General features: G+C 32.2%; 2 protein-coding genes and 1 pseudogene. All 3 read right to left on the reverse strand.

The annotated features are described in order from the left end of the window. Positions 1–264 precede the first annotated feature (264 nt). Entirely contained in the window at positions 265–1965 is a 1701-nt protein-coding gene (locus D7V32_RS16780) for a TniQ family protein (protein ID WP_120403912.1), read from the reverse strand. Continuing rightward, positions 1962–2911, reverse strand: a pseudogene (locus D7V32_RS16785) (TniB family NTP-binding protein). Before D7V32_RS16785 ends, D7V32_RS16780 begins: the two are co-directional and overlap by 4 nt. Further along, a partial coding sequence (locus tag D7V32_RS16790; RefSeq protein ID WP_171407697.1) for a Mu transposase C-terminal domain-containing protein occupies positions 2898–3592 on the reverse strand: 695 nt, incomplete at its 5' end. The gene D7V32_RS16790 and the pseudogene D7V32_RS16785, both read right to left, overlap by 14 nt.

A 3592-nucleotide genomic window follows, 5' to 3' on the forward strand; every position in this document is an offset into this window, starting at 1 on the left:
ATAATAAATTTTAAAACATCTGATCTTTTGAAAAGCCTAATTTTTTTATCAGTTTTTCCAAAATAGTAAGGAGTTATAAGTCCTTGAGTTTGTAAATTTGTAATATGTGAATGACGCATTCCTAACATTGAACTAGCTTCAGCACCCGTTAGATATTTTTTTTTTCAATCTAATAATTTCGTTTAGTTGACTCTTATTGACAAGCTTCCAATAAACTAAATTTTTAATTTCTAAAAATCTTGTTCTACACCAATATTGATGGATTCAGTTTATTCTGCAATTTAGCTTTTCTAAAGCCGTCTGAATAGAAACATAATCCTCACTTTCAAGTAAGTTTTTTAGTGTATCTAGTGAAATACGTTTGATTTTAATTGGGCTTAAAAATTCGTTATCACGATCTAAAATTTTTAAATGAATCAAAGTAGAGACTTGATTAGGACTAATTTTTAATATTGATGCCGCTTCATTCAATGAGTAAAAATCATGATTAATAGTTCTCTTAAAATTTGTTTTTTTTCTACCTGTTATTGTTGAGTATTCGTTTATCTGATCTATGTGGTCTTTAGTAATATGTTTAATAGAGTCTTTAGAGAAAATATTTACCGGCAGCCTATCAATATGAGGACCACTAATAGGTTTGATTCCAATACTTCTCATTTTTTCTACAAAATTTACTGGATTGACATTTAATGTTTTTGCAAGAGTTGTTGCAATTACATATTTTTCATGTAAATTTTCCAATTTGTAGAAAGGAATAAGGATCGGCGATGCATTGTTATTATTATCGTGATTGAGCCAATGTGATCTAGCTAGTCTTCTAATCGTATCAAGACTTGTATCAAGAATTTCAGCCGCCAATTTTACCGTTACTGTGAGTAATTTATTTTGATTAGTTGGGTTAGTAGTAGGACACTTTTCTGTATTTAAATCTCTTTTTCCAATTAAAAAAAGTTCAATATCAGTGCTATAGATGAGTGGCTTATCATGAGTATTATCCGCAAATTTTAATAATTTTTTAATTATGAGATTTTTTAGTTTGAATCGTCCAATATCAAGTAAAAGTCTTGACTCCTCGAATGTTAAGTAGATATTTTTACTTTGAGGATTTGGTTTATATGGAATACAATTTTTCTCAATATTTAAGAGATAATTATCTTTAAAGCAAACGGTTTTAGCTTCTTTATAAAATGGTAATAACTGAATTTTGGGGTGAGCGAACTGTATTCTATTGTTAATCCAATTGCTCATGGTGATAACGGAATTGGTATTATTTACAAAATATTCGTGTACAACTTTTAAATAGCACTCATCTGACCGTGGTTCATCTAATGCTGAAAATTTTTCTAATGCAAGCCAAAAAGATGTAAATTCTTGAAATAGTACATCAGATTTTTGATTTAAAATATAGATAAACCAGTGGATTAAATAATTGTCTGAATAATAAGTTTGTTGAGCCTCTCTTAAATCCGTAAAGCAATTTGAACATTTCACGAGTGATCCTGACTGAAGCTTAATAGCATGTCCACATTTGTAACAATTATTTAAAAGGAAAATAGAATGAATAGGGCAAGAAAAAATAGGTCTTAAAAGCCATATTTTCCTGAAATATGGCTTTTCCTTTAAGCATTGTGGGCAATATGAATAGCTTTGTGATTTAAATAAATTATGATCGACATTCACATTTCTATATTTTCTAGGTGCTCGGCTAGTAGATTTATCTCGCTCAAAAGCAAGATCAATATAGTCAGGATTAAGGTTTAGAGTCTGTAATGCATACCTAAATCGGTTTGTGTCAACAAATGTGTAATTTGGGGATGACTTACTTAAAAAACTAAATTTTTCTTTCCCAAATAATTGATAGACTGAAGTGTGACCGTTTAATTCAGCAGTTCGAAGCAAGTAACTTGTAGCTGATTCATCTGGATAAGGCGTTGCCTCCATTAGAAGCCCTATGTTTTTACTCATATTTGACCTCTTACCTTCACAGCTAATTGTGAGAGTGACATTTTAAAGGGATCAGAGTTGAGCTTAGAAATATAATCAGTAATTCCTAATTCCCAAGCGGCACTAAAATCACTTGTATTGACTATTAGCCTTCCTTCCTTTAATGCATTAACAATACTTTCTCTGATCAAACTAACGGTGTAGGAGTGATAACCTCGAGTTGCAGTGTGGATTTGCATACCCATAAGTGGATTGTTGAGCGGTGGTGAAAATGAAATATTTTGTTGCGCCAGTTTGCGAGCAATTTCATTTAAAAATGCGTAAATTGTGCCATGACCTTGAGGGGACTCAATATAGAGTGGATTTAAGGTATAGATGAATGGAAATCTGCGAGCTATTTGACTGTCAACTTGTAATAATTCTGCAAATTCAGGAAGACCGACTAAGCAAAAGCTAATTTCTGTTTGATTAACGAGCGTTTTTAGCCAATTTCCTATAGTTGAATTCATGCGGGTATATGACGGTTTTCTCTCAAATAAATGATGAAACTCATCTAAGAACACGAGCTTGGTTTCACACTTTCTGAGTAAGTAACTTAATCTGTCAGTTAAATAGGATGTTGTACCATTGTTATACCTAGGATCACCTAATTCATTTAGCATGGTGATTGCAAGTGATTTAACAGTAGCTGGGGAAGGGACTTCAACATAAAATGCTGGAATGATTGTTTTTTATGGTCTTCTTCAATTTTTGTTGATTTAGGCATTTGGCTGACAATAGCTTTACATAAAGTCGTTTTTCCTAAACCTCCTTTTGCAAGAAGCATGCTTCCTATAGGTTCTTTATAGGCGATGCTTCTTTTTACGCAGTTTTGGATTCCTTGAAAGGCTGTAATAAACTCATCTGAAGTGACTACAATATTGTTAAGTGAGTTAATTTGTTCATAATAATTTTCAAATTTTTCCATTTTTTATTACCTCGATTGATCCAAAGCTCAGATTATTTTTTTTGTTATTACAAGGTGCCTTAGTATTTGGCTCCTCTTGAATCTCTACAATAGGTGATAGGCACTTTTCTATATTTTGAAGTATGAAAGGAAGTTCAAGTTTTATAGGTTTTAACTTCGGTCTATTTCTGATGATATCTGTTTGGATTTCATGAAAAAGTTTGTGGAGTCCGAATAGATCAGCAAACTGACCTAATTTTTGTTGATCCAGCTTAGACAATTGTTTTTTTCTTTTTTGAACTTCTAGATGAATTGCCCGAGATAATCCATAGGTGTAGTCTTGGTTGGTAGAATCTGCTTGTATGATGATATTCATATCATTTGGATCAACGATATAAACTTCATTTAGGTCAAGATCATCAATGAGAACGGTGACTGTCTGAATACCTTTTGCTTGTAAAGTAGTTAAGGCGTGAGAAAAATAACTTAATCTATCAACCTGAATTTGCCCATGATGAATTGTTCGTTTGATGGGTCTTCGACATAATATTTTTGCATCAACTTTAGAAATATGACTCGGTTTGATATCTGTAATAGCCTCTTCCCACATGACAGATGGTGAGCGACCAGTCATGCTATGAATTGCGCAATGATAGGTATCATTGATCCATGTATCGATATAGTTTTTAAGTTGCTCTATCG

Source organism: Acinetobacter tianfuensis, assembly GCF_003611465.1.
In the GTDB taxonomy this organism is placed as follows: Bacteria; Pseudomonadota; Gammaproteobacteria; order Pseudomonadales; family Moraxellaceae; genus Acinetobacter; species Acinetobacter tianfuensis.